Origin of the sequence: Mesorhizobium sp. M0598, from assembly GCF_040320865.1 — a bacterium.
Taxonomy (GTDB): Bacteria; Pseudomonadota; Alphaproteobacteria; order Rhizobiales; family Rhizobiaceae; genus Mesorhizobium.
The window spans coordinates 1-25,432 of the sequence record NZ_JAMYQL010000053.1; the positions used below are offsets into that span (position 1 = coordinate 1).

The following is a 25,432-nucleotide window of genomic DNA, read 5'->3' on the forward strand; positions in this document are numbered from 1 at the left end:
GTGCCCGCGTTCCTACCGCTCGGCGCCTGGAGCGTCGCTTGCGCACGGCCAGTCCTTCTTCGCGGTATAGCCGGTAGATGCGGTTGATACCCGATGCCTCGCCTTCGCGCCTGAGCAGAATGAACAGCCGCCGATAGCCGAAGCGCCGGCGCTCGTTGGCCAGGTCGCGGAGCCGACCACGCAGCTCCGCCTCTGGCGCTCGGCGAGACTGGTAGCGGATCATCTTACGATCGGCGTCGACGAAGGAACAGGCCCGACGCTCCGACAGGCCCATCGTGGCCTGCAGATGCGCGACGGCTTCCCGCTTGGCGGCGGGCCCTACCATTTTTTTGACAGAAGCTCGCGCAGTGCCGAGGCTTCGAGCATCTGGTCGGCGAGCAGCTTCTTCAGCTTCGCGTTCTCGTCTTCCAAGGCCTTCAGCCGTTTGGCATCGGAGACGTCCATCCCGCCATACTTCGCCTTCCAGTTATACAGCGTCGCCTCGGAGATCCCATGCTTGCGCGCCAGGTCGCCCGCCTTCGCCCCCGCTTCGTGCTCACGCAGAACCGCGATGATCTGCTCTTCCGTAAACCGCTTTCTCTTCATCAGTCCGTCCTTCAATCGAGGCCGGACTCTAATCTCAGATGGAGGAAATTACCCGTGGCAGGTCACCAGGTGGATTGATGGATTGGTGGATTTGGCCGGGCTCGGCACCTCTCCCTTTATGGGCAGCTTCGGGCGCTCGCGCTGTAGGAGCAGGGGCGAGAAGCGCCCCCGAGTGTAGGTTTGCATGGGCTTTCGAATAGCGCCCCGCAGGGGCCGAGATCGACGCTGCAGCCTGACCACAGCGCTGTTTGGCCGGTTGCTGTGGAATAGACTGATTTTGCGAACCCGGGTCTAAAGTTGTTACTCTAGCCTCTCGGCAACATGAAACTCACACCGCTGACTGGCCATCGAGATCGGCATCCTACGTACCCCGTGGCGCAGGTTCTTATAGTCGAGAGTGTCATTTCGGCACCAATGCGCTCCAGGGGATTCCACCGTAAGAATCTCGTCGGCGATTGGTGCAAAGTCGGCACGGAAGTGAACTGCGCTTTTGACTGCCACAACCGACTGCTCGCTCGGCTCTATCCCAACCGCCCTGAACAGATCCTGATCGAGACACTGAAAGCGGACACTTGCTACGACGACCTGTACGCTTGATCCAGGGTCAAGGATGAGCAAGCGTGCCATGCGCCCAAGATCTACTTGCACACCGCCTAGGCATGGCCCATTAGCCGTGAACACCCTATCGGAAAGTGCTTCCACACGAACCTTGGCGAAATATGGTTCGGAATCGTAGTCATAGCGCCCGCCAAGTCGAACATTGAGTTCGGCGCCCGGACCGGCGGTGTGGGCTGCTTCAGCCGTTTCGGGATCCCAAAGCAAGCCAAGCACGCTATTTCGAAGGCCGCCCTCTACCATACCCTTTAGAAGCCCAACGGTATCCGACGTTCCTCCACAGCCTGGGTTGTCCTGCACATCGGCAAGGACAATCAATGAACCTTTGCGCCCGTTGAGAGCAGCACGTTCGACAGCTTCCTTTACATCCAGAAGCGACATATGAAATCTTTCTTCAGCCTCCAGTATATCGTTTAGTTGCATGTCTGCCGCCTTTGCGACTGCCGCCTCATCGACCCCATAAGCGACAACTGCTGGCCCGCACTCGCGAATATCAGCCAACGGAAAGCCCAGCGCGACGTCTACGTTTAGAACCGCTCCTCTGACCCGTTCCGGCAGCCCAGCATAGAGCGATAGACATGGCTCTAGATCAGTACACTGGGCAGGCAGCGGGATCAGGAATGGCGTCTTCCGGAACGCTTTGATGAAGGGCCTCCCGTGGCTAATGCGCTGCTCCAGTAAATTGAAGGCGCGCCTGCCAGTATCAGCCATGTCTATGTGAGGGTAAGTGCGGAAAATAGTAATGCCATCGGATAGCTCGACCATGGCATCGGTTACATTGGCATGAAAATCCAAACTGATCACAATTGGAATATCTTGCCCGACGATTTCTCGCACGCGCCTCAGCAACTCCCCTTCACCGTCCTGATAAGATTCGACGACCATCGCGCCATGCAGGTCTAGATAGATCGCGTCGAGAACACCTGCGCGGGCGATGCCATCACAGATCATTCCTGCAATACGCTCAAAGGCGTCATCTGACACGAAACTGGTCGGCTCCGCAGCCGCCCAGAGCAGAGGAACCAACTCATATCTATCCTTTGCGGCGCCGATGAATCCACCGATGGGAATTTCAATCGGAGGAAAGAGATCGAGAATGGCCGCACCGGTAGTTAGAGGGGGCCAGCCCCCGCCCCGAACGAAGTCATCAAAGGGGGCACCGAACGGAGCAAACGTATTGGTTTCGTGTTGAAAACCAGCGATAGCTACGCGGGGGCGGCTCAATTTTGAGCTGGCGAAGGTTGTCGGCATTGACTGAACCATATCTGGACCTTTGAACTTCCAATTGCTGTCTTCCGAACGAGTGGCCACGAGCGGACGTCATGATCCTCTAACTGTTGTCGCGGTAACGGCATGCCGAACGAGGCTTGCCCTCGCTTAATCACGAATGGAGGCTTACTCGGCAACGTCCGGGAACAGTATCTTCTGCGGCGCTAGGCTGCTGGTAATCGATTACAGACACCCCCGACCCGAAGCGAACAACCCTTGTGCTATGCTCGATCGGTCATTGCGGCGCACCAGTTGCCTGCCAATCCAAATCAGGCGGCCTTCTTCACCCGCTTGGACAAAGTTTCGATTGCTAGCTGAATCGTCGATATGACGAACTCACGCTCTTCGCCGACGAGCGGCAAGCGTGGTGCACGCGTCCATTCCGGGGCGCCGTAGACGAGGTTTTCGGCAAGCTTGATGTACTGAACCAGCTTGACGTGGGTGTCGAGATGGAAGGAAGGCGTCAGGATGTGGTAAAGCGCGCGCGCTTCCTCGTATTTGTTTTGGGCGCAGAGGTTGAAGAGTTCGACGCATTCGGATGGCCAAACGTTGGTCATGCCCGACACCCAGCCGGTGACGCCCAGCGCGCAACTTTCGACAATCAGATCGTCGACGCCGCAGAAGATGCTGAAGCGGTCGCCGAGTTCGACATACATGTCGGTGACGCGACGAATGTCGCCGGTTTCTTCCTTAACGCAGACGATTTCCGCAGTGTCGACGAGTTGCTTGAGGACGTTGACTCTGCAGTCGACGCCGTAGGCGATGGGGTTGTTGTAGATCATGATCGGCAGCGACGAGGCGCTAGCGACCCCCTTGTACCACTCTACCGTTTCACGATCGTCGGTCTTATAGCCGAGACTCGGGAATACCATTAGGCCCTGGGCGCCGAAGGATTCGTAGAGCTTGGCGTTGGCCTTCGCATTGTCGAGTGTGATTTCTGCAAGCCCGGAGAGAACCGGAACACGACCAGCTACCACTTCGACAGCACTGCGGATGATGTCCTCACGATCCTTCAGCGACATCGAAGCGTTTTCGCCGAGCATCGGGAGCACAATGACACCGGAAACGCCTGCCTTAACCAGACGGTCAAGGCCGTCGTTCGTCGCCCGCAGGTCAACCTCGCCATCCCTTGTGAGCTTTGTCGTCACTGCGGGGAATATACCGGCCCATTTTGCCATAGTTCTCCATCCATATGCGATCCAACTGGATCCAATCTACACGATGACAAATGACATGTCTACTCTTTGAGGTCACTGTTTTTTGGGTTACCTTCCCATCAGGCCATTCGCATTCAGCGAAAAGCCTGCTTTTCAAATTTGGGTTTTGGGATCCAAAAATCGATGGACAAGATGCTAGAACAGAAGAAGCAGCGCTCGAAATACCGTCTTCAGAGGCAGAGCCTACCAGAGGCGCTGTCGGAGTCTTTGCGGGAACGCATTCTCAGTGGCGAGTTCAAAGAGGGGGACCCCCTCATACAAGAAGCGATCGCAGCTGAATACGAGTGCAGCCGAATGCCTGTGCGCGAGGCATTTCGCCAATTGGAAGCAGCCGGGTTGATTGTTTCCAAGATTCACAAGGGTGCGATTGTTTCAACACTGCCATCCGAACAGATCATGGAATTGTTCGAACTTCGGGCAACGCTGGAATGCGATATTCTGAGCCGCTCGCTAGAGCATCTCTCGGACGAAGACTTGGCTCACTCCGCTCAAATTCTCAAGCGACTCGAAGAGGCATATCACAAGCGGGACATTGCCAGGGTAGGCGCTTTGAACTGGGAGTTTCACCGCAGTCTCTATCGGCCCGCGGGACGCATTCAGACCCTCGCCATTCTCCAAGGCATCAATGTCCAGATTGATCGATACATCAGGATTCAGCTACTTTTGACTTCGGGCTTCGAAGAAGCAGAGCGCGAACATCGCCAAATTCTGAGCATGTGCAAAGAACGCGACCCTCAAGTCGTCGAGTTTATGCGGAGGCACATCATCCGGGCCGGTGAGAACCTTCTGGAAGCGCTCAAGAAGCGCCGAGTGAGCGACGCTGCGGTATAATCGCTCTTCACGAACTCAAAGAAGCGCCCGGTTGCAACATGCTCCCCAAGGCGCTTTGCTTACTCGGATGAATCAAATCATGCACGAAGCATAACTTGGCGTCCCTCCCGAGAAGCTCAATCAGGCAAGGCGAATCGCGGGTCGAGCATGTCCCGTGCCCCATCGCCTATCAAATTGATTGCGAGCACGACTACCGCAATAAGCACGCTTGGATAGAGAATCATATGTGGGGCAATCAAGGCGAAGGACCGCCCCTCGGCAACTATGTTGCCCCAACTCGGGTGCTCGGGTGGAACGCCAACACCCACAAAGCTGAGGTAAGCCTCGTAAAGGATCGCCACGCCGCAGATATACGTAGCCTGCACTGCGATCGGCGCCAACGCGTTCGGCAGGATGTACTTGAACAGAATGCGCAGCGGCCCAGCGCCGTAGGACCGAGCTGCCTCGACGAACACTTGCTCCCGGAGTGTAAGCGTTAAGCTCCGAGCCAGGCGCGCGACACCCGGCACTTCCGGGATCGCCAAAGCTACGATCACAGTCAAGACCCCGCCACCAAAGATGGTCGCCAAGGCAATTGCAAGCAGGATCCCAGGTATAGCCATCATGCCGTCCATGATCCTCATCAAGATCTTGTCCGAGAGCTGCCCGGCTCCCGCGACGAGGCCCAGTATCGTTCCGATCGTTGTCGCTAGAGCCGCTGTAGCCAAACCGATCACGAGCGAAATCTGCCCGCCATAAAGCACACGCGCCAGAATATCTCGCCCGAACATATCGGTCCCCAGTAAATGACTGTAGCTAGGTGGCTTGAGCCTTGCATCCGCGGTCATGGACAAGGGGTTAACGCTAGTTAGGACCGGCGCTAAAAATGACACGAATACAACCACGACCATGAAAATTGAGGCCGCCAGCAGAGGGGTTGGCATGCGCTTTTTTTGTCGCCACGACAGAGAAATCGTCATTGCATCACTCCCTATGTATATTTAATTCTCGGGTCGATGAACAAGTATGAAAGATCAACCAGTAAATTTATCACAACGTATACAAACGAACTAATTAACAAGACTCCTTGGATCAGCGGGACATCCTTGTGTTGGATGGCATCGACCAAGAGGCGTCCAACTCCGGGGATGGCAAACACTGTCTCGGTTATCACCACGCCACCAAGCATATAGGCAAACGACATTCCAACTATGGTGACGAGAGGCACGGCGATGAGCCGAAGGCAGTGCCGCATGATGATTGTGAACTCATCGAGGCCTTTTGCCCGCGCGACCCGAATGAAGTCCTGGTTAAGGACCTCGATCGCACTCGCCCTTGTGATGCGAGTGATCAGCGCGGTCTGCGCAAATCCCAACATGGTTGCCGGCAGAAGCACATGCCTCAAAACTTCCGATGCTCCGCCTTCGAGCCCAGGGAACCCCGAAATGGGCATCGATCCAAAGTACACCCCAAACGTAAATATCAGCAGATACCCAATCAGAAAGGCGGGTATTGCCGTTCCGGCAATACCGAAGAACGATACCAGTTGATCGGCGATGCCGCCCCTTTTCCGCGCAGCCAGCAGTCCCAATGGCACAGCAATCACAACCGAGACCAGCGTTGCGGCGATAGCCAAAATGATTGTCGGTTCAACTCGCGAGAGGATGAGACTCAATACCGGTTGTTCAGAAAAGATCGAATTTCCGAGGTCACCCCGCAGGACGTTCCACAGCCAATGAAAGTACTGGGGTACAATTGGAGCATCTAGGTGAAGCCGCTCTCGGATAGCAGCGATCTGAGCGGGCGACGCATAGTCGCCCGCCAGCACAACCGCCGCGTCCCCAGGGCTCAAATAAGTCAGCCCGAAAACTACGGCGGTTACGACTCCCATCACGGGTATGATGGAAAGCATTCTGGTGACGAGATACCTGATCATAATAACCTCACCGTCACAGACTGGCGCGCTACTTGCTCTTTCGCCGGATATTCCAGAAATACATTTCAGCCGTTTCGGGGTTGAATCCTTCGAGCTCCGCTCTATAGACGACAGCCCCCGTATTCTCTCCTGTCACGATGAATGGTAGATAGACGGATGCACGGGCCTGGAGTTCACTGGCGATCTTCTTCTTCTCATTCTGGTCCGCTGCGCTAATGAATGCTGCTCGCAAGTCCTCGATTTTCTTGTCGCAGGGCCAACCGAACCAAGCCTTGTCACAGTTAGAGGCTAGCATGAGATGTGTAAGCGGAGAGGAGGCTGGCTGGCCTTCCATGATGTTGGGGAAGAGATTCCAGCCGCCTTCCGAAGCTGGCGCCTTGGAGGTACGGCGCGACGTCAGCGTCGACCAGTCCATTGCCTGAAGGTCGACCTCAGCGCCGACTTTTCTCAGTTGCTGCCCCAAATACAGTGCCCTAGCGTGGGCTTCAGACCAATCTGTCGGGTCGAGGATCACGATCGGCTTCCCGTCGTAGCCGGCTTCCTTGAGAAGTTCTTTCGCCTTGTCTAGATCGGCTGCCCCGCGATGACCCTTATAAGTGGACTCGTCTCCATACGTCCCCTTGCAAGTCAAATAAGCATAGCAGGTCTGCCAGAATTCTTGGTCACCCACCGCCGCGCGACTGATCTCGGTTTGATCAATCAGATAGGTAAGCGCCTCACGTGCCTTATTGTTATCGAACGGAGGCACTACGTGATTAATCACAACGACTCCCTGGTTTAAAAAACCTTTCGCCACAACGAGGTCGGGATTGTCCCGCAAAGCCAGTGCGTTATCCAGCGGAGGAGCTGCCCAAATATCTTGCTGCCCAGTGAGCATCTCCGCCATTGCGGTGTTGGCATCTGGTACGTAAGTCATTTCAATTTTGTCAAACGTTGCCTCTTTCTTGCCGGCAAAGAAGCTCGGTGGATCGGTCCTCAGGATGTAATTGGGATTTTTGGTATAGATGCGCGTTTGCCCTGGCTTCCATGAGGAAATATCGAACTCATAGGGCCCAGATCCGGTGGTATCGGTGAGCTGGTCTGTTGGCGGCAAGGAAGCAACCCGCTTGGGCATGATGAAAGCAGGGTTCCCCGTGATCCCGGCAAGCGCCGCCGGGACGTCGAACGGCTGGGTCAGCTCAATGCGAAATGTCAGATCATCGACTTTCGTCATCTCCTTCAGCCTGGCAGCCAATAGCTGCCCAGTCTGGTCACGGGAGGCCCAACGCTTCAGGGACTGGAGAACGTCGTCCGTCGTAATTGGGCCTCCGTCGGAGAATTTCAGACCTTTCCGAAGCGCGATCGTGTAGCTCTTTTTGTCGGCGCTGGTATCGACTTTATCAGCCAACTGGGGACGGGCGATGCCGTCTTTGTCGAACTCGAACAATTTGTCGTAGATCAGATAGGCATGGACCAAGGTCGTGCCCGACGTCGTCACTATGGGGTCTACGGTTTTGAGATCTCCGTCAGCAATTACGCGAAGCGTATCTGCCACTGCCGTGCTGGCGAAAATGACCCCGGCAAATAACGACGAGAGCATTATTCTCTTAGCCACGCTCTTGCTACCGTTAGCGCTTAGCTTCATTTTTATTTCCCCTTTTCTGGCCGTTCACAACAACGTCAGGCAGCGACGGCCGGCGCTTCCTTTTTGTCCCATTCCGGGTCCCAGATCATGACGGTGTGGCCGGGCGAGACCTCGCGATACTGGCGCACGGGCGGAACATAGTCTGCAGGCCGTACTGGGCTCTTAACCTCGTCATTGGTAAGCGGACGTTTCTTCAGGCGCCGTGCCGGATCGGCGATCGGCACTGCGGCGAGGAGCCGCTTGGTATAAGGATGCTGCGGATTCTGGAAAATCGCTTCGCGCGGGCCGATCTCGACGATCTCTCCTAGATACATGACAGCGACGCGGTGGCTGACGCGCTCGACCACCGCCATGTCATGGGAGATAAAGAGATAGGCGAGCCCCATTCGTGCCTGCAGATCCAGCATCAGGTTGACGACTTGTGCCTTCACTGAAACATCGAGCGCCGAGACCGCCTCGTCTGCCACAATGAGCCGCGGCTCAAGCGCAAGCGCACGCGCAATGCAGATGCGCTGACGCTGGCCACCCGAGAACTCGTGCGGAAACCGGTTGACCATATCGGGCGAAAGACCAACCCGCTGCAGCAGGTCGGCGACCTTTTCGCGTGCTTCCGAACGGCTGGCGAGATTGTTGATTAGCAGCGGCTCGGCGATCGCGGTGCCGACATTCATGCGCAGATTGAGCGATGCGAACGGATCCTGGAAGATCATCTGCATGCGATTGCGCTGCTTGCGCAATTCGTGTGGGTTAAGATTAAGAAGGTCGACCCCGTCGAGCAAAATCGAGCCCGTGAGGGGCTCGGTCAATCGCATCACTGTGCGGCCGGTCGTCGACTTACCACAGCCTGACTCGCCGACCAGCGCCAGGGTTTCGCCGCTCTTGACGCTGAAAGATACATTCTCAACCGCGTAGACCCGCCCCTTAACCGAAGAAAACAAACCCGAACGGATTTCAAAGCGCTTCGACAAGCCGGCAACCTCAAGCACCGGGCGCTCCGCCTCCTTGATGGTGTCCGGCACCTCGGCCGGCACGTCGGATTGGCCAGTCACACGGTCGACAACCGGGAAGCGCATCGGCCTCCTACGACCTTTCATCGACCCAAGTTTTGGAACGGCCGAAAGCAGCGATCGCGTATAGGGGTGTTCGGGGCTGTTGAATATGTCCTCGGTGGGCGCGGCCTCGACCACTTGGCCGTTATACATGACCACCGTTCGGTCGGCGATCTCGGCGACGACGCCCATATCGTGCGTGATGAAGAGAACTGACATGCCCTCCTCCTCCTCCTGCAACTCCTTGATCAGCTCCAGGATCTGCGCCTGAATCGTCACGTCAAGCGCCGTCGTCGGCTCGTCAGCGATCAGCAGTTTCGGTTGACAGGCTAGTGCCATCGCGATCATCACGCGTTGACGCATGCCGCCGGAGAAGCGGTCTGGATATTCGTGCAATCGCGCCTTCGCGGCTGGGATCCGTACCTTATCCAGGAGCCGAATGGTCTCCGCCTCAGCCTCGGACCGTGATAGGCCCCGATGTAGGATCAGCGCTTCGGCGATCTGAAAGCCGATGGTCAACACCGGATTCAGTGAAGTCATCGGTTCTTGGAAGATCATGGCAATTTCGTTGCCCCGGACACGGCGCATCTCGGCATCCGCCAGAGTGAGAAGTTCCTTGCCCTCGAGCTTGATTGAACCTTTGACCTCGCTCGAGCGCTCGGGGTTGAGCCGCATGATCGAGAGCGCAGTCACGCTCTTGCCGGATCCGGATTCGCCGACGACGGCGACAGTCTCTTTCGAGCCGATCTCAAAGGACACGTCATTCACAACGGGATTCCAGCGCCCTCCCACTCGGAAGGAGGTGACCAAATGAGAAACTGAAAGGATGGGAGGAGTCATCTGCCGTTTAGGCACCGCAAGAAGTTTAGGTCCAGGCGTGCGTAGGTCTTCCATCACTCTCCCCAGACTTCTCGGAAGACACGCAGCCAGTTTAATCCCAGTATCTTGCGTACGTCGGCTTCCTTGTACCCGCGGCGAATGAGCCCCTCCGTCATTCCTAGGAACATTTCGGGCGTTTCAATCTCCGGCGGATTGTAATGGGGTGGTCGTGGGTAGGCGTCCGGGTTCCAAGCCCCCCCACTGACGGCCTGCTCCCACTGGCTGATCACTGTGTCGAGGTCGGAGAACGGAAGAGTTCCCCACCAGTAATCGAGTCCCAGGCCGACATGGTCGATGCCTATGAGCGCGACGAAATGATCGATATGCGCTATCAGGTCGTCAAGCGACGGGCGCGCCGCGGCGCCGTTGGCAGGCACAACGAACTGCGGGACAGCGGTGATGCCGACAAGCCCCCCTGTGGCCGCTGCTGCCTTCGCTTGGTCGTCCTGGATGTTTCTCTTGCTGGGAAACTCGGCCGCAGAATTCGAATGAGAGAAGACCGCAGGTCTCGTTGTCAGCGACAAGGCATCCATTGTCGTCTTATAGCCGGTATGGGTACAGTCGACGATAACTCTGTTCTCGTTCAGCCTCCGAACAAGAGCCTTACCAAACCTGCTAAGTCCGCCGTCGATCTCTTCTTCGCATCCGTCCCCAACGTAGTCTTTCCTGTTGTAGGTCAGTTGCACCATGCGCAAGCCCAGCGCTTGAAAGGCCTCGACCAGATTAAGCTCTGTCTCGAACGCTCCTGTGCCCTGAAAATGGAACAGGATTCCGATCTGACCATCGCGCTTCGCAGCCTCAATATCAGATGCCTTTTCCACCAACCTGAGGTCTTTTCTGGAGCGTATATAGTGCAGCCAATTGCCGATCTCCTTTAACGCCGCGGCAGGAGAACCTTCGCCTACGTTGACAGTCGGGGCCGCGCAAGTAACGCCGCCAGCTTTGTAGGAGTCCACATATTTCTTCTGCTCAAGAAGCGGGGCCACAGCATCGATTACGACCGCATCGCGGTGAATTCTTTCGGCGTCCAAGCCATTCCTCCCAGAAAGTTCGCTAGCCGGCCAACGAGGCATATGATCCATGCCACTTGGATCCAGAATTGTCAAGTCGTTGTAGATTGGATACAGTTGCCAATATGCGTATCTGGTATCCAGAAGAGAGAAAATTAGATGGCTGGGATGAGTGTCATTGTCGTCGGCGCCGGCATTGTCGGACTGAGTGTTGCCTACGAGGCGCTACTGAGCGGAGCGGCTGTCACAATCATCGACCGAGACCCTGAGGGCGACAAAGCGTCATTCGGCAACGCGGGCGGCATCGCCGTAACCGAATTGATCCCCCTGTCTGTCCCGGGATTGTGGAAGAAAGCGCCCTTTTGGGCTCTGGATCCGCTTGGCCCACTAGCGGTCCGGGTCAGACATACGCCTCATTTGTTCCCGTGGCTTTGGCGATTCGCAAAAGTGGGCTCAGCATCCGAAGTGCGACGGATTTCTGGCGTGCTCGCGGAAATCAACAGCCGCGTCTATGACGATCTCGTGCCGCTCTTCAACAGAGTCGGCCTTGCGAACGACCTGTTTCGTAAGGGGGCGCTGACGGTCTACGAGAGCGAGAGCGGTCTCAGACGCGACAAGCCAGAGTGGGTTGCAAAGCGTGCGTTCGGCGTTGAGGCCCAAGAGTTGTCGGCATCGCAGGTCAGGGATATGGAACCGGCGCTTGGTCCGATAGTGAAAAATGGGGTGTTCATGCCTCAATGGTCCCATGTTTCGGATCCGAAGAGGGTTGTGGATGTTTTGCGCAATTGGCTTGCCGCAAACGGCGCGGAAATCTTCAGAGGTCAGGTTGACCGTTTGACTCCTAAAACGGATGGGGCGGCGGTCACGTTAGCCAGCGGAAAGACGCTTTGGGCAGAAAAGATCGTCATCGCAGCAGGCGCGTGGTCGGCACAACTTGCCAGGCAGCTGGGGGACCACGTGCTTCTCGAGAGCGAGCGAGGATACAACACCACAATTGCCTCGCCGGGCGTCGCCCTTGAACGCGAAGTGATATTCGCAGAACGAAAATTTGTGGCGACGCCGCTTTCGATCGGATTGCGGATCGGCGGGGCGGCCGAGTTCGGCGGGTTGAAAGCTGCACCGAACTTCAAGCGCTCGGAAGCCCTTGTGACGCTTGCCAAGCTCTATCTTCCGGCCATCAAGGAAGCGGGAGGCGTGGAGTGGAGCGGTCACCGGCCTGCCACGCCAGATAGCCTGCCAGTCATTGGCCGCTCTGGTCCGAGCCCGCACGTCATTTATGCGTTCGGTCACGGTCATCTTGGCCTGACGCAGGGCCCAACAACTGGCAAAATCGTCGGGGACCTCCTGTTCGGACGACAACCATGCCTTAATATGGAGCCTTTTTCTGTGGCCCGCTTTTCCCTAAAGAGGAAGCGTCTATAGCACGCTGGACTTTTTCGGCCCGTGCGGCCCGTAAGACCTCGGCGGCGAAGTTCTGCTCGGCGACCTCCCGCGTCGATCAGCCAATGTTCCGGTCCGGTCCACAGTGGCAACCCCCTGCCCTACAAGCCAGCGACCGAGCCGGGAAGAGCGAGCCCGAAGAGCGTGGGACCTCAAGGGCTCTGCGGTGCAGCCCCAGCACCCGTCGCCCGTCGCCCCGAAGGGCCCTCGCCTCGCGACATCACGGCGCCCATGGGATCCTTCTTCTGCGATACTATTTACTTATCGACATTGCCCGCGGTTGCATGTCCGTTCAACTTGGGGCGGTCGGCGTGTCCCTTCTCGATCCGCAGCACGCCCATCGCCTCAGCGTCGGCGAACGTCAGAGGTTTCAGCCCCGTCGATGCGCGACCGCTGGATTTCTAAAAGATCAGACCTCGATGAAAAGGCAAATGCAGGTCAAAGAGCGGGCTGCTGCAAGGAGTGCTACTCCTGTGTCGCGTCGAGAGCGCGATGCTGGGGCGAGCTCGCCTATGGAGTTGCGGTTCCGCACGATACGGCCACTCATTGATGAATCGCTGCGTCGTGACGAGTGATCGGGGCAAGTCGGCCGACGTGATCCAAATCTGTGGACCGGCCAGGAGTTTCCGGCCTGTTTCACGATGACGGGCTGAGAGCGCCATTGGGATTGAGCAACTGGCGCGGTCCCGGACTGTTCGTGCACTGGAAGACGTTCGGAACGAATACGTTTGCTGGATGGAGCGGCGTCAATCGAGCTTCGCGCCGGCAGGTGAGATTCTCCGGCCTATTCCCCCGCTTGGATCAGGACCAATATGGCGCCGCTGCGGGGCTGGGGACCGCCAGACCGACGCCTGTGGCCTTGTACTGCTGCTGTTGCGCGACCTGCTGATGCCTGAATGCCTGGCGGCCGAAATCGGAGATCGAGCGGCGGATGGCGCGCGTGCGGGTGAATAGGTCGAACAGCTTGTCGCCTTCGCCCCAGCGGATCGCCCGATGGAGGGAGGCGAGATCCTCCGAAAATCGCGCGAGCATTTCGAGGATCGCGTCACGGTTGTGCAGGCTACGACCGGGCCACGCTTCGTCCACCGGAGTTCAATGTTCAATGCACGTAGTGCTCGATCTGACGGACGAGGAGTGGCTCGACGGCATGAATCCGCCCCCATCGCAGCGCTGTCTGGAGGTGCAGCCGACTGGTCGGGACACAATGCTTATCCAGCCGGGCAAGGGCGCGGAGCAGGTCGGAAACTTCTTGCGCGATACCCAAGGGACGTCCGTTGGATGCGCATCGCCCGCCGGGCAGCTATGCAAGTGAACCCTGGGCACCCCTCGGCGCCCCCTCTACCGCGAGCCCGGCATCACATCGGAACCTTTAGGGTCTAGAGGCCTTGCTCTTGAGAAGTGCGCAACACCGACGAATAGAAGTGCATCTTTGCCGTCGGGAAAAGCGAAATCTTGGCCCAGGATGGAGAACTCAATCACTCCGGTCAATAGGTCATGACCTCGCCAGCGGCGCGATCAATGAGATAAAATCGCTCGAGGGAGTTGGCCCTTTCTATGAGCGCCGGGTCGCCGCGACGGCGGCAGATTTCCTTCAGCCAGCCATACATATCCGCGCAGTGGACCTTGTGAAAGAAGTGAAGCTTTGCCAGAATCGCCACGATCTCTCGATAATTGGCCTCGCTGATAATCTCCGAAAATCCCAGAACAGATTCGAGCGCTTCGTTAGTCCACTCCTTGCGCGTATCCACCTGCGCATTCCTTGTCAGTGGCTGTTCGACATTGCGCGCAACTTCATCCAGGGAACGAGTCCCCTCGATGTCGACCACAAGATGTGAACGCGGCGTTAGTGAGAAACATCCCGCGCTGTGCGGCAGGCTTGCATCGAGAAACCAGATCTCTCCTCGTCCCATGTGAAATATATTATTCTCTTCTGTATTGGCACACCTCTCGTTCGTGTCTAGAACTAAATGAACTCTGATAAACTTCCCGTCTAATTCCAAGTAATCACGGTGGGGAATTATACAAGCGTTTTCTGATATACGGATGATCCGCGCATAACGTATAGAGTCCCTATCAAAGTGATTTTCTAGCAATTCATTGAGATAGGGCAAGGATTGGCCGAGAGGCGTTGCCGCTGCTGGGGTCTCGTGGACGATTACTCTCTGCTCCTCCTGCTGCCCCGACCGATTGCGGAGCATGCAAAATTCCCACCGCCCGCACGCGAAATCCGAATATTCGGTCGAGAACTTGGACTTTGCCAAGACGCCCAAATCGTCTGCCAGTCGCCTTTGGTCAAGCTGGACCACACCCAATATCCGCGTTGTCATTTACTAGCCTCCGAATTAGCTCAATACACAAGTTAGATAGCGCTCTATACGACTTCCTTTATGGGATACGCGCGTTTTGCTTCGTTCATGCCTTCTTCCCTAAGGAAGCCATATGGCTCATTACGCATGGCGCGGACCAATATGGACTCCATATCTTTCACGCTGACGAGCCTTGCGTAGGTTCCACCCAGCGCGAAGTCACGCGCGACCCCTTTCAACTCATGATCGTCGCGAGCGACATCACGCGCAAGAAACCCATACTCGGGCCTTCCCACGACATCGCGAACATAGATCGATGATGAGGCGTTGAGCTGCCCCGTCCCGAAATCAACGATACCCTCGATATCGGTCGTCTTCATGTACGGCACTTGCGCCAACAATTCGCAGCGGTGCACATGGGTAGCAACCCGTGTACCCAGGCCCATGACAAAGCCTCCGAGTTGGCTGATCAATCCAAAAATCGAGTCGTCTCCGAACGGACTGCATTTCCACCAATCGGCTTCGCATAATTCCTGCGCTCTCGGGCCAGTCACGACCATCGAATAAGCGGGATGTTTGGTGCGCCCAGCAGGAAGCTCTCGCATTACGATATCTGCCAAAACTCCTGCTTCGGACCTGGTCTCCGTCCAATGAAAACGCTGCGTAGTGCAATAGCTCAAAGTAAACGCTGGGAGAATGATGGTGGACGAGGCTGAAAGGCCCTCTATCCCTTCAAGAAGAATTGTCGTTGCCTCCTTGGCAGTCACATTCCGTAACGCTACAAGCGATGAGTGCAGTACTACCGTGCTGGGGGCCTGATTTTCAATGAATTCGATAATTTGCGCCAACTCGTCCCTAAATTCGGCACCCTGTCCGCTCTTGCCTGTGGTGCTCGTATGAGGTTTGGTGCTATCCACCGGTTGAATTCGGCTTGCCCACTCCCCGAGTGATAGGTCTTGCTCTCGATAGACGTCCTCGCCAAACATGAGGCCGGCTTCGGCCAACTTGAGTTGGATATCGAGGAAGTTCAGCGAATCTATGCCGCACTCCCGAGCCGTCAAGCTGGGGAATACCCATCTGCCCTTGGTTGCGTGGATCGCTTCCAGCAAATGATCCAACGGTGACCCCGCCGAATCTTCGATCTGAGGTGTGGCAGGGTTCATGTCCCCCCCGAGCGCTGCCTTGGCAATTCTCTCAAGGGCGCGCTGGTCGAGCTTTCCATTGGCAGTGAAAGGAAGCCCTATAAGAGGCACAACGAGCTTCGGAACACGGTCATTCGGCAGCACATCCGATAATTGCCGATGAACTTCCCCCACGTCGGCGTCCGCGGGCGTCACCATGCAGACCAGATCTTGGCCCCTGTCGTCGTCTTTATCCACTACGACCACCGCTGAATCTGTGCACAGGCCCGTCTTATCGATGGCGCTGGTAATCTCCCCTTTCTCCAGTCGGGTTCCTCGATACTTGATCTGATCATCGTTTCTTCCAAGAAACCGCAATCCATTTTCCTCCGATGCCACGACATAATCCCCAGTGCGGTACAGCACTTGTTCACCGTTGGCCGTCAAGAATGGCAGGAAGCGAAGTTTCGACTGTGCTTCGTCCGCCACGTAGCGTTGGGACGTTTGCACGCCTCCCACCCAGAGTTCGCCCTCGACTTCAAAGCCAACGTTGGATTTGCTTTCGTCAAGAATATAGAAATCAACGTTGCGTGCTGGTTTGCCGATGAACATCGGGAGGTCGACATCGCCTCGGGGGCAATAGTGGTAGCTAACGGCAACACAGCACTCGGTTGGCCCGTAGCTGTTCACCAGCATAGCGTTCGGAAGAACCGCATAAAAACGCCGCCTAACCGAGTCCGGCAAGGACTCACCATTGCAAACCACATATTTAAGATCCGTGAACTGCTCCGCCACATAGGGGAGACGTTCAAGAGTTCCGAGGAAGCGTCGTAGCAGCGTTGGAACCATCTGAAGGACGTTCGTGTGGCTTTGAATTAGGAAGTCGATTGTTTGAATGATCTGTGCTTGCAGTTGCGTAGTGGGCAAGACAATTGTGCCCCCGGTCGCAAAGGGTACGAAGAACTCCGGGATTGAGACATCGAATGCTGGTCGCGTAAGCTGCGAAATGGAGGTCCCCTCCGTGAAATCGATCATGTCGATATACCAGTCGACCAAATTCAGGAGAGCTGTCTGGGAGACGGGTACCCCTTTCGGAATCCCCGTGCTCCCGGAGGTATGCATGATGTATGCTATGTCTGAGAACGCTGAGTTGATGCCACCGGATGTCGGAAAACACTCAACGCGCATCGAGCCATTTGGATCCGGACTAATGATCGCTTTGGCGTTGGTGTTGCGGACTATATGGTCCAACCGCTGGTCGCAATCCGAGGGATCAACAGGCACGAAGGCAACGCCCAGCATTTGGGTGGCGAGAACAGCTGTGACCAAATCAACCGATCTGGGGAGTTTGACAATAACCGCATCACCAGGGCGGATGCCGATGGCCTCGAAACGCCCCATAAGGCTGGACGCGGACATCCCCAACTCTCGATAGCTTACGTCGCCACTCTCGTTCGTACGCACAGCCGTGTTGGACGCAAATTTATCCAAAGTTTTGGCAATAACATCGGCTACGTTGGCGTCGCCAAAACGTAAGGGCCGGCGCGGACCGGACAGGGTCGGCATTAGAGTCTGCATCGTAGGCATCTCCATTGCAGTATTCCGTTAACGGCATCCTGTGGGTTACATGGGACGCTTCGCGGTGAAGAGGCCCAGTCGCAGTCGGCAGACCGCATGAGCGTGCGGCCAATCTGATTTCGTCTAGCGTCGCGTCTTGGGAGCTTCAACAATCGTGCCAACTACGCCGAGAGAGCGTCCGACAAATTATCCGCAAAGCATTCAATGGTTTAAGGTGTACAACAGAACGTCGGGTCTGGCCCTATCCTGTCGCGACTTTGATAAACCCGACAGCAGTTGTCGGGTTACCGACGATTTCCGACGCTGTCGGCTTGTCGGTTAGTCTCCAAGCTCTTTAGTCAGGGACAAGGAGCAGCCACCCCGCTGGAGCGCGGTTCATCCCTCGCGGATCACCACCTTGTTCAGCCCTTCCGGACCCCTCCCCACGGCCGCCTCTCCGTCCGGGCGGGTCAAGGACCGGCATTAGCCGGGCGCAGCTTCACCCTTGAGGCGGTCGCCAGGCATCCGGCAGCCATCTTCCTCATGTTGTCCCGTTTCCTTTCGCCCCCTCCTTCGTCCTTCCCCAATTTGGCCGTACGCGTCGGCTGTCATGGCCCGATGAAACATGTCAGCACCGTCTCGGTCATTCTTTTTGGCGCGGCCACCGTCATGGCAGCCGCCCAAGAATCCCCGGATCAACCCTGTGTCCGACTGCTCCACGCCTGTTCTCGATGCGCGCACGCCGGAACTGGCAAAGCTGCTGCGCGTCCGCCAGAGGGCGGATGATGGCGTCGCGCGCTACCGCCTCCCGCCAATCGGCATCGTCCACCGCGAACTTGTCGGGGTTACGTCCCATGACCGTCGTCCTCGCCTTCGTCCACCAAATCAGGCTAAGAATCCACCTAATCGGGACGAATACACCGAATTGGGATGAGCGATGAATGTTACAGAACAAAGACATACAGTCCGCGCCGGAAAGTCCACCCAGAATCGCCGATACGGCCGCCGACCATCTGGATGGCGATCTGCCCGATGTCATCGATCTCGTGTTGGAAATGGGTGCCTCGTCACCGTCGGCGCGCCTGGGAGCCCTCGTCGAGACCGCGACCGCCTACGCCAAGGCCGCCAGCTCCGAGCACACCCAAACCGCCTATGCCAAGGCGGCATTTCACCAGCTGGTGCCGCCGGGAAGGGTTCGATCCGCTGCCGCCTTCGAGCCAGGTCATCGGCCTCTACATCGGCGCCTGCCTCCCCGTCGGTCGCCACAATTGAACGCCGCCTCTCCGGCCTCGCCTGGAACTTTACCCAACGCGGTTTTTCGCTCGACCGATCCGACCGACACATCGCCACGGTCCTCGCCGGCATTCGCAGAAAACACGCAAAGCCACCGCGGCACAAGGAAGCCGTACTCGGCGACGATCTGTTGGCGATGATCGCCACGCTCGGCCAGGATCTGCGCGGGCTCCGCGACCGCGCCATCCTGCTGCTCGGCTTCGCCGGCGGCCTGCGCCGCTCGGAAATCGTTGGGCTCGACGTCGTCCGCGACGAGCACGGCGACGGCGCCGGCTGGATCGAGATTTTTGCCGACAAGGGCGTGCTGGTGACGCTGCGAGGAAAGACGGGCTGGCGCGAGGTCGAAGTCGGCCGTGGCTTCAGCGATTTGTCGTGCCCAGTGGTGGCGCTGGAGACCTGGATCAGGCTGGGCCGCATTGGCCTTTTCCGGCGCATCTTCAAGGACAACAAGACCGTCGACGTCGAGCGACTCTCCGACAAGCATGTCGCCCGCCTGGTCAAGCAGACCGCGCTCGCCGCCGGCGTTCGCGCCGATCTTCCGGAAGGCGAGCGCGCGCTGCTGTTTTGAGGGCACTCGCTGCGCGCCGGCCTTGCCTCGTCGGCCGATATCGAGGAGCGATACGTGCAAAAACAGCTCGGCCATGCCTCGGCCGAGATGACGTGCAAATATCAACGCCGGCGAGATCGCTTCCGGGTCAATCTCACCAAGGCGAGCGGGCTGTAGGGGCAAGAAAGCCCCTCCCCTGCCCCTCTTGCACATCTCGGGCGCGAATTCGTCTTGGCGCCCCAACAGCTCAATAGCTAAGTTAGCCCCTACACCTCTCACGCTGACGCGGAATCCCTCATAAAAAATCAGTTTCCTGTCGTAGACACTGGATGCGCTCGTCCCCGGCGCAGACACGATCTGCATCCCACGCGCTTTTGCATTCCATCGATCTGGCCCCCTCGCTGCCGAGAAGCTGGCGCGGACGGTGCGTGCTTTCGCGCGCATTACTTCGGTCGCCAGTTTCGCTCGCCGTTTCCGCTGCTGGCGGCGGTCGACGCAAAACCAGCCGTATCGAGATCGGCACGGCCGTCATCAACATGCGCTACGAGACCCGCTCTACCTCGCCGAGGACGCAGGTGCCGCCCCCAGGGTCGGTGCGTAACGACCACGTAACTGGGTTCAACCTGCAGAACTCGACGCTCAATTCGATGAGAGCGGAAAGCCCTCTTACATCCAACAGGTCAGCCTGAACCGGACATTTCGTCGCGCTTGGAACGGAGCCGGGCATGAAACGCGAGCCGCGCGAGCCCATCTGGCCCCCGCGACGACGGGAGGCACCAAGCCTTCGAACCGGTGTCCTCCGATCGGAAGCTCGCCCGAGATGATCGGCCGGTCGGGGTCGGCCTGCAACGCGTGCGACGCTGCCGATGATGATCTCAACAGCATCCTGCTCCATATGCGCCAGCATCTTTACCCCTGCTCAGCCGTTCGACGAAGAGACGTCCGTCAGGATTGAGCATGATCTCGGATGACGAACGTGACCTCAAGCGCTTGGCAAATCGATACGCCGAGTCCGTCGCAGGTTACGATTCATCCGGCCCGGCCCTGCGACAGGCTGCCTTTCATGCCGTCCTCCCCGGTCGCTCCGAGCGGGCTTTGCTTCCGCTTGAATGTTGTCCATGCCTACGTCATCTGCACCTGCCTGGTTAACCCGGCGCGATAGATCGCAGGGGGGCAAACGGGTCACCCGCCAAATCTGACGGGGTGACCTCGTACGGTGAGTCGGGTCTTTTTAGCTAGGTGGTGGTGTCCGCGGCCAGGCTGTGCCCGGGCATCGCGCGAGATTGTCAGCTGACAATCGCCGGAAAAATACAAAAAAACAACCGGCTACGTCGACGCCGTCGCGGCGTTAAGAAACCGTTAATCCCATTTCTCTTGACCAATATCAGGGAGTCAGAACAACTTGCGCAAAATTATCAGATTGGCTCAGTTTTGCGACCGAAGAGCACCCAGGCGTTCGATGAAACGATCTGGGAGGACTCGCAAGCTTTGGGCTCCCAGCTTCAGGTCTTGCGCGAGCGCCTGTTCCCGCCGGAGGCCAAGAAAGAACTGCGTTCGTTTTCCACGGCCGAGACCGCAAAACTGATTGGCGTCACCGAAAGCTATATCAGGAATCTAGCGACGATCGAAGAAGGCCCGATCCCCGAGAAGGCGCACACCGGACGCCGCCGCTATACGCTCGAGCAGGTCCACGCGTTGCGCCAGCACCTGACGAAGGGTAAGACGTCCTATGTCCCTTGGCGCAAGGACAACGAACACCTTCAGGTCATCGCGGTCACCAATTTCAAGGGTGGTTCGGGCAAGACCACTACCGCGACCCATCTCGCGCAGTATCTTGCCCTTCATGGTCACCGCGTCCTGGCCGTCGACCTCGATCCGCAGGCGTCTATGTCCGCCTTGTTCGGCTATCAGCCAGAATTCGACGTCGCCGACAATCAGACGCTTTATGGCGCGATCCGTTACGATGACGAGCGCCGACCGCTTGCTGAGATCCTCCGCAAGACCTATTTCGCCGGCCTTGATCTCGTGCCGGGCAATCTCGAACTGCACGAGTTCGAGCACGACACGCCGCGTGTCCTTGCGAACGGCGAGCACGACGGCGACGGCCTGTTTTTCATGCGTGTTGCCAGCGCATTGCACAGCGTGGCGGACGACTACGATGTAGTGGTGATTGATTGTCCGCCGCAACTCGGCTTCCTTACCATGTCGGCGCTATGCGCGGCGTCAGCCGTGCTCATCACCGTGCATCCGCAGATGCTCGACGTGGCCTCAATGAACCAGTTTCTGGCCATGACGTCGCAGTTGCTGGCGGTCGTGCGCGATAATGGCGGCAACCTCGACTATGACTGGATGCGCTATCTAGTGACGCGGCATGAGCCCAACGATGGACCGCAGAACCAAATCGTGGCCTTCTTGCGCAACTTGTTCGGCGAGCGCGTGCTCACGCCGATGATGGTGAAATCAACGGCGATCTCGGATGCCGGTCTGTCAAAGCAGACGGTCTATGAAGCCCCGCGCGAGTCGATGCACAGACAGACCTACGATCGCGCCATCGAATCCATGGATGCGGTGAATGGCGACATCGAGAAGCTGATCCAGCAGGCTTGGGGGAGGGTGCCCAAATGAAGAAAGCCGATGGAAGGGGCAGGGACATCCTTCAGGGCCTAGTCGCCGCCGGCAAGCCAGGACGTCCGGCTGAGGGTTCGTTGCCGCAGGCTCGGCCGCCAGGCGCGGTCAAGGCGATGAGCCTCGGGCTCGATCGCCTCTCGGCAGAAGCCGCCCAGGCGAAGGCATTGCGTGAGGAGCTTGCCAGTCGCGAGACCACGCAGGAACTTGATCCGGCCCTGTTCAGTCCCTCGATCGTCTCGGACCGGATTCCGTCGACGAGCGACAGCCGTTTTCAGGAACTCAAGGCGGCGATCGCGGAGAACGGCCAACAGATCCCGATCATCGCGCGCCCGCACCCGACGGAAGAGGGGCGCTATCAAATCGCTGCGGGACACCGCCGCTGGCGTGTGACGCAGGAGCTGGGCGGCGATCATCCGCAAGCTCTCCGATCAGGAGATGGTCATCCTGCAAGGTCAGGAGAATGGGCCGCGAGAGGATCTGACCTTCGTCGAGCGGGCACGGTTCGCCATGCAGATGGAGGGCCACGGTTCGACCGCGACACGCTGTCAGCCGCCCTCAGCGTCGACAAGCCCGAGGTCTCGCGGCTGCTGACGGTAGCGCAGGCACTGGGTGAGGACCTAATCATGGCGATCGGGCCAGCGCCGAAGATCGGCCGCCCCAGATGGCTCCAGCTCGTTAAAGGTCTGGAACAGGCCAGCGCCCGCGCCAAGCTGACCGAATTGGTATCGTCCGCGGACTTCAAGACCGCGGACACTGATCAGCGTTTCACGCTTGCGCTGCGAGTGGTCGGTACTGCGAACGGGACGGCCAAGCGCCGACCCGTAACCTCCGACCGTGTCGCCTGGGTCGAGAGGAAGGGCGGCAACATCCGCCTTGTGTCCGACAACGCGAGCTTCGCCAGTTTTCTCCAGCGCCGCCTTCCTGCGCTCCTCGATGAGTTCAAGGAAAGCCCTGAAGCGAAATCCAATGTCGCGTCGAAAGGAGCAACACACTGAAAAACAAAGGCTTTCGGCGGATTGTCAGCTGACAATTTCGGCTTTGGAAGCGAAGGATCAAAGCTGCGCAAATAACCGCCGGCGCTGTCAGAAACCGGGCAAAAGAAAAAGGCCCCCGAAATGATATTCCGGAAGCCCTTCATGACGGACCGGGCAAAGGCCGGAAAGTTCTCGGTCTGGCCGATGGTGATGGCCTTGTTGCGGGCAAAGCTTGACGCGTCGAAAGCCGCCGGGAATGGAGCTGAAGCCGCTGCCGTCGATTTGGAAACGGCGGGCAAGGTCGTGCGCACCGAATCCCGGCTGGAAATCAGCGATGCGTTGCGCCGCAGTCTCGACAGACCGGGGCGCCGATCATGATGAGGCGGGCGGGTTTTGATCCGCTCTATGAGCTTGGGCGGGTCGCTGCGGCGCTTGTCGGGAAGTGCGTCCTATGAGAGCATCGAAGGCATGAAAAACGAACACTACCGGGAACCGACGTCAGATGAAACCGCCGGCATGGTGTGGTGGAACTCACTTGCGGAATCCGATCGAGCGGCTTGGCTGGTGCGGGCTGACAGCGCGGTTCCAGCTGATGCCTGGGCCGCGTACAAGCGGCTCGGGGATGTTGAGCGTCAGCCACGGACCGTAAACTGAGGACTGTTCTGTAGTGGCATAACGTCCTTGTCCTCCGTTAGCTCGCGGGTAGTTCTGCGACGAGACCAAGCCGGCGGGCGCGATCGAGCAGGTTCTTGACTGATGAGGCCGACCATTTTGCGCTGCCTCGTGGGGTTCGCTCATGCAGGCGCTCGAGCTGGCCCGCGATGTCGCGTAGCGATAGGTCCGGGTTGGACTGCGAAATCCCTGCCACAAGGATCATCAGGCGATCTTCGGGAGGCTGAGGGCACGCCCGCTTTAGCAGCGTGGATTCGGCCAGGTGCTCGGTGACGAGCCACCTCACTGCCCACCGCAGGCGTTCAGGCGTCCACTCGAGCCGCGCTGCTTCAGGACGCGAGTGACATCGTCCCAGTTGTGGTCTGGTCGCATCCTGCGGACCGTCGGAAGCCACTGGTTCATCGTTGATTGTAGCCGTCGGCCATAGGCCTGTTTGCCTTGTTGCTGGCAGCCACCCTGAGGCCGCCATTCCGGCTGCGATCAGCCTGACACCGAACAACGAACGCCACTCGCTTTCCGAGTCGACGCGCATAATCGCATTCTTCACGGACGACCAGCGAGCGCTTCTCTATTGGTCTATCGGCCGGGAAAGGGCCGTCCAGAATGCCGGCCGCACGACGTCAGCAGGGCGGCCAAAACATCGGCGGTCACCGCCTTTTTGCTTTTTCGTACGCGGGGGCGGGCGCTGGCACGCACGGCCAGTCTTATGGCGCTGTGCAGCCCCGGCGCGTTGAATTTGCCGCGCAAACCGCGCCATTTGGTCAGCGTCGACCAGCTCGACAGCCGCCGGCGCACGGTGCTGGGCGCGTGCGGGCCGTCGACGCGCAACAGTTTGGCCGATTTCAACGCCGCGGCCACGTCTTCCGGCATACCGTGCGAAACGTCGGTTTCACGCTTTGCAGGATCCCACAGATGATGGGCGACGAATTTGATCAGCAGCGGCCTGTGCCGGCGACCGTCTCGTCGACGTGCGCGACCGCGCCGTACTCATCACCGCCTTCGCCTCCGGCGGCCGGCGCCGCAGCGAGATTTCGTCCCTGCGTGTCGAGCAGTTCGTTGAGGAAGAGCCGGTGCCGGCCGATCCCAAGGCTCCCGGCGGCGGCTTTCGCGAGCGGCTTCGTCATCGCCGAGCTACACGCGGCGGGGCATGCTCGAGACAGCTCATGATGCCATCTCTGATGCGTTGACTCCCCGCCACTCCATAGAGGCACCGAACGACAATGCCTGTCAGTTTCAAAGACATAGAGTTAGCTTTCGGATTCGTCAGCTCTGGGGCACGGGAGAAAATCAGGCCTTTCTGTGCAAGCAGTCAGGCACGCTCTACTGGCATTCCGAATTCACGGGTGATTTGGACGAATTGCCGGATGATATCGACGACAGTGAAAAATATGTCCAGATACGCCGGCGGCCGTCTGGAGGACGATTCTGGCTGATTTGGCGCACGAGAGCAATCACTATCGATAAGAGCTGCCCTGCCTAAAAATCCGGCTTGGCCGCACCAAGACGACACAGGCCGACACCGACGCGCTTTCGGGGCAATATCAATCATCGACCTCGATCGAATTGAGATCGCACCACGTCCGCAACGCTCTTTCCTCCGCAGTCGCTTCGAAAGCGCTTTTGTGCTGCTCGTCGGCCGCCCGGTGCTGGTCCTAAAAGACTGGCTCGAGCGCGCCGGCATCACTGAAGGTGCCGTGTTTCGCGGCATCGACCGTTGGGGCAACCTGGAAAAACGCGCTCTGACGCCGTAAAAAGTTATTTTATTGCGCGCGATGACCGGCTTTGCCGTCCCGGCAAGCACGTTCGAAAGCATGACTTCGAAAGTCCGCGCCATTGTCGACATGTATCGTTCCCGGCAAACCGGCCACGGGCCACGCTTCATGGATACCCCTCTCCTGCA

The 25,432-nt window shown here is 58.2% G+C and carries 16 protein-coding genes and 7 pseudogenes; 9 read left to right on the forward strand and 14 right to left on the reverse strand.

The features are described from left to right. The 3 genes and pseudogenes from NKI59_RS32605 to NKI59_RS32615 all read right to left on the reverse strand — a co-directional run. Nucleotides 1–585, reverse strand: a pseudogene (locus tag NKI59_RS32605) (transposase); the annotation flags it as partial. A gap of 300 nt (nucleotides 586–885) precedes the next feature. Next, a complete protein-coding gene (locus tag NKI59_RS32610; protein WP_352708625.1) occupies nucleotides 886–2,511 on the reverse strand; it encodes a M81 family metallopeptidase in 1,626 nt (541 codons plus the stop codon). 227 nt (nucleotides 2,512–2,738) lie between these two features. Next, complete coding sequence (locus NKI59_RS32615; RefSeq protein WP_352708626.1) at nucleotides 2,739–3,647, reverse strand: dihydrodipicolinate synthase family protein; 909 nt, start codon at nucleotides 3,645–3,647, stop codon at nucleotides 2,739–2,741. Nucleotides 3,648–3,809: 162 nt separating this feature from the next. Between NKI59_RS32615 and NKI59_RS32620 the strand changes: the two genes are divergently transcribed. Beyond that, nucleotides 3,810–4,517: a GntR family transcriptional regulator gene (locus tag NKI59_RS32620; protein ID WP_352708627.1), complete on the forward strand. Its 708-nt coding sequence runs from the start codon at nucleotides 3,810–3,812 to the stop codon at nucleotides 4,515–4,517. A 116-nt stretch (nucleotides 4,518–4,633) separates the two neighbouring features. On the opposite strand, the gene NKI59_RS32625 is transcribed toward NKI59_RS32620, so the two are convergent. From NKI59_RS32625 to NKI59_RS32645, 5 genes are read right to left on the reverse strand one after another with little or no spacing between them, the layout of a single operon-like run. Further along, nucleotides 4,634–5,476: an ABC transporter permease gene (locus NKI59_RS32625; protein ID WP_352708629.1), complete on the reverse strand. Its 843-nt coding sequence runs from the start codon at nucleotides 5,474–5,476 to the stop codon at nucleotides 4,634–4,636. 11 nt (nucleotides 5,477–5,487) lie between these two features. Continuing rightward, entirely contained in the window at nucleotides 5,488–6,432 is a 945-nt protein-coding gene (locus NKI59_RS32630; protein WP_352708631.1) for an ABC transporter permease, read from the reverse strand. A 28-nt stretch (nucleotides 6,433–6,460) separates the two neighbouring features. After that, nucleotides 6,461–8,056 (reverse strand): ABC transporter substrate-binding protein, encoded by a 1,596-nt coding sequence (locus tag NKI59_RS32635; RefSeq protein ID WP_352708632.1) that lies wholly within the window; start codon nucleotides 8,054–8,056, stop codon nucleotides 6,461–6,463. Nucleotides 8,057–8,091: 35 nt separating this feature from the next. Continuing rightward, the gene (locus NKI59_RS32640; protein ID WP_352708644.1) at nucleotides 8,092–9,945 is read right to left on the reverse strand and encodes an ABC transporter ATP-binding protein; all 1,854 of its coding nucleotides are present in this window, start codon (nucleotides 9,943–9,945) and stop codon (nucleotides 8,092–8,094) included. 53 nt (nucleotides 9,946–9,998) lie between these two features. Next, entirely contained in the window at nucleotides 9,999–11,015 is a 1,017-nt protein-coding gene (locus NKI59_RS32645; RefSeq protein WP_352708633.1) for a dipeptidase, read from the reverse strand. Nucleotides 11,016–11,162: 147 nt separating this feature from the next. Between NKI59_RS32645 and NKI59_RS32650 the strand changes: the two genes are divergently transcribed. After that, nucleotides 11,163–12,416, forward strand: a complete 1,254-nt coding sequence (locus NKI59_RS32650; protein WP_352708634.1) for an NAD(P)/FAD-dependent oxidoreductase — start codon at nucleotides 11,163–11,165, stop codon at nucleotides 12,414–12,416. Between the two features lie 819 nt (nucleotides 12,417–13,235). On the opposite strand, the pseudogene NKI59_RS32655 reads toward NKI59_RS32650, so the two are convergent. The 4 genes and pseudogenes from NKI59_RS32655 to NKI59_RS32670 all read right to left on the reverse strand — a co-directional run. Continuing rightward, a pseudogene (locus NKI59_RS32655) lies at nucleotides 13,236–13,508 on the reverse strand (hypothetical protein); the annotation flags it as partial. A 410-nt stretch (nucleotides 13,509–13,918) separates the two neighbouring features. Beyond that, nucleotides 13,919–14,761 (reverse strand): aspartyl/asparaginyl beta-hydroxylase domain-containing protein, encoded by an 843-nt coding sequence (locus NKI59_RS32660; protein ID WP_352708636.1) that lies wholly within the window; start codon nucleotides 14,759–14,761, stop codon nucleotides 13,919–13,921. Between the two features lie 44 nt (nucleotides 14,762–14,805). Next, a complete protein-coding gene (locus tag NKI59_RS32665) occupies nucleotides 14,806–17,439 on the reverse strand; it encodes an AMP-binding protein (protein ID WP_352708638.1) in 2,634 nt (877 codons plus the stop codon). A gap of 646 nt (nucleotides 17,440–18,085) precedes the next feature. Further along, a complete protein-coding gene (locus tag NKI59_RS32670; protein WP_352708640.1) occupies nucleotides 18,086–18,274 on the reverse strand; it encodes a hypothetical protein in 189 nt (62 codons plus the stop codon). An 85-nt stretch (nucleotides 18,275–18,359) separates the two neighbouring features. Here NKI59_RS32670 and NKI59_RS32675 point away from each other — a divergent pair. The 5 genes and pseudogenes from NKI59_RS32675 to NKI59_RS32700 all read left to right on the forward strand — a co-directional run bounded on the left by NKI59_RS32675 (nucleotide 18,360) and on the right by NKI59_RS32700 (nucleotide 23,238). Continuing rightward, nucleotides 18,360–19,435, forward strand: a pseudogene (locus tag NKI59_RS32675) (tyrosine-type recombinase/integrase). 152 nt (nucleotides 19,436–19,587) lie between these two features. Continuing rightward, nucleotides 19,588–19,841 (forward strand): annotated as a pseudogene (locus NKI59_RS32680) (LLM class flavin-dependent oxidoreductase); the annotation flags it as partial. Nucleotides 19,842–20,677: 836 nt separating this feature from the next. Continuing rightward, nucleotides 20,678–21,883: a plasmid partitioning protein RepA gene (gene repA, locus NKI59_RS32690; protein WP_352708646.1), complete on the forward strand. Its 1,206-nt coding sequence runs from the start codon at nucleotides 20,678–20,680 to the stop codon at nucleotides 21,881–21,883. Continuing rightward, the gene (locus tag NKI59_RS32695) at nucleotides 21,880–22,881 is read left to right on the forward strand and encodes a ParB N-terminal domain-containing protein (protein ID WP_352708641.1); all 1,002 of its coding nucleotides are present in this window, start codon (nucleotides 21,880–21,882) and stop codon (nucleotides 22,879–22,881) included. Before repA ends, NKI59_RS32695 begins: the two co-directional genes overlap by 4 nt. Before the next feature lie 141 nt (nucleotides 22,882–23,022). Beyond that, nucleotides 23,023–23,238 carry a hypothetical protein gene (locus tag NKI59_RS32700; protein WP_352708643.1) on the forward strand — a complete coding sequence of 72 codons (216 nt, stop codon included), beginning with the start codon at nucleotides 23,023–23,025 and terminating at the stop codon, nucleotides 23,236–23,238. A 313-nt stretch (nucleotides 23,239–23,551) separates the two neighbouring features. On the opposite strand, the pseudogene NKI59_RS32705 reads toward NKI59_RS32700, so the two are convergent. Together NKI59_RS32705 and NKI59_RS32710 are read right to left on the reverse strand one after the other, a co-directional pair. Further along, nucleotides 23,552–23,967 (reverse strand): annotated as a pseudogene (locus NKI59_RS32705) (recombinase family protein); the annotation flags it as partial. Nucleotides 23,968–24,144: 177 nt separating this feature from the next. Then, a pseudogene (locus tag NKI59_RS32710) lies at nucleotides 24,145–24,471 on the reverse strand (integrase); the annotation flags it as partial. Nucleotides 24,472–24,473: 2 nt separating this feature from the next. Between NKI59_RS32710 and NKI59_RS32715 the strand changes: the two are divergent. Then, nucleotides 24,474–24,617 (forward strand): annotated as a pseudogene (locus tag NKI59_RS32715) (integrase); the annotation flags it as partial. 537 nt (nucleotides 24,618–25,154) lie between these two features. Then, a complete protein-coding gene (locus tag NKI59_RS35240) occupies nucleotides 25,155–25,283 on the forward strand; it encodes a hypothetical protein (protein WP_502901141.1) in 129 nt (42 codons plus the stop codon). Nucleotides 25,284–25,432 lie beyond the last annotated feature (149 nt).

Bases quoted from the DNA above. Each gene is read 5' to 3' on its own strand.
- NKI59_RS32615 (WP_352708626.1), bottom strand. From the start codon at position 3,647: ATGGCAAAATGGGCCGGTATATTCCCCGCAGTGACGACAAAGCTCACA.
- NKI59_RS32620 (WP_352708627.1), top strand. From the start codon at position 3,810: ATGGACAAGATGCTAGAACAGAAGAAGCAGCGCTCGAAATACCGTCTT.
- NKI59_RS32625 (WP_352708629.1), bottom strand. From the start codon at position 5,476: ATGACGATTTCTCTGTCGTGGCGACAAAAAAAGCGCATGCCAACCCCT.
- NKI59_RS32630 (WP_352708631.1), bottom strand. From the start codon at position 6,432: ATGATCAGGTATCTCGTCACCAGAATGCTTTCCATCATACCCGTGATG.
- NKI59_RS32635 (WP_352708632.1), bottom strand. From the start codon at position 8,056: ATGAAGCTAAGCGCTAACGGTAGCAAGAGCGTGGCTAAGAGAATAATG.
- NKI59_RS32640 (WP_352708644.1), bottom strand. From the start codon at position 9,945: ATGACTCCTCCCATCCTTTCAGTTTCTCATTTGGTCACCTCCTTCCGA.
- NKI59_RS32650 (WP_352708634.1), top strand. From the start codon at position 11,163: ATGAGTGTCATTGTCGTCGGCGCCGGCATTGTCGGACTGAGTGTTGCC.
- NKI59_RS32660 (WP_352708636.1), bottom strand. From the start codon at position 14,761: ATGACAACGCGGATATTGGGTGTGGTCCAGCTTGACCAAAGGCGACTG.
- NKI59_RS32665 (WP_352708638.1), bottom strand. From the start codon at position 17,439: ATGCAGACTCTAATGCCGACCCTGTCCGGTCCGCGCCGGCCCTTACGT.
- NKI59_RS32670 (WP_352708640.1), bottom strand. From the start codon at position 18,274: ATGGGACGTAACCCCGACAAGTTCGCGGTGGACGATGCCGATTGGCGG.
- NKI59_RS32695 (WP_352708641.1), top strand. From the start codon at position 21,880: ATGAAGAAAGCCGATGGAAGGGGCAGGGACATCCTTCAGGGCCTAGTC.
- NKI59_RS32700 (WP_352708643.1), top strand. From the start codon at position 23,023: ATGACGGACCGGGCAAAGGCCGGAAAGTTCTCGGTCTGGCCGATGGTG.